Origin of the sequence: Prevotella sp. LCP21S3_D2 (assembly GCF_052118345.1) — a bacterium.
Classification (GTDB): Bacteria; Bacteroidota; Bacteroidia; order Bacteroidales; family Bacteroidaceae; genus Prevotella.
In genome coordinates this window covers 1-420 of the sequence record NZ_JBQKHJ010000111.1, presented here as the reverse complement: position 1 = coordinate 420, position 420 = coordinate 1, and the positions used below count along the sequence as shown (strand labels likewise).

General features: G+C 39.8%; 2 protein-coding genes. Both read right to left on the bottom strand.

The window, feature by feature from the left end:
* On the bottom strand, positions 1-201 hold a 201-nt coding region (locus tag ACTQ16_RS16840), incomplete at its 3' end, for a hypothetical protein (protein ID WP_441938588.1).
* Positions 198-420 (bottom strand): IS66 family insertion sequence element accessory protein TnpB (gene tnpB / locus ACTQ16_RS16835; RefSeq protein WP_441938587.1); only part of this gene is annotated, 223 nt, incomplete at its 5' end. The genes ACTQ16_RS16840 and tnpB, both read right to left, overlap by 4 nt.

Below are 420 nucleotides of genomic sequence, written 5' to 3'. Positions count from 1 at the left end.
GCCCAAAATATACTCTTGTATCTCTACCATCGCATCCATGATTTCAACCTGACGCAGATTCATTCGAGAAATTTCCTCTCGAATCGCCTTTTCATCAGATGAACCTTGCTGTAATGAGACTTGAAGCTCTGCAACACGAGATTGCATACGCTTCAGTTCTGCATGCATGGATGGTATCAAACTCTTAATATCAGTATTCATAAGATGATTTCCGTTTGTACGGATGTTGATAGCAACAGTATCAATGTCTCACGGCTTATCTTACGACAGCGAGCTGCCTCCAAGAAACGAGGCTTGAGAAACTTACCGTCATCAAACCACTTCTGGTATAAGACAAAACCATTGATATCATAATGTAATATTTTAACCTTGCGGTAATCCTTGGAATAGAAGATGAAGGCTTCATCATAACTATAAGGA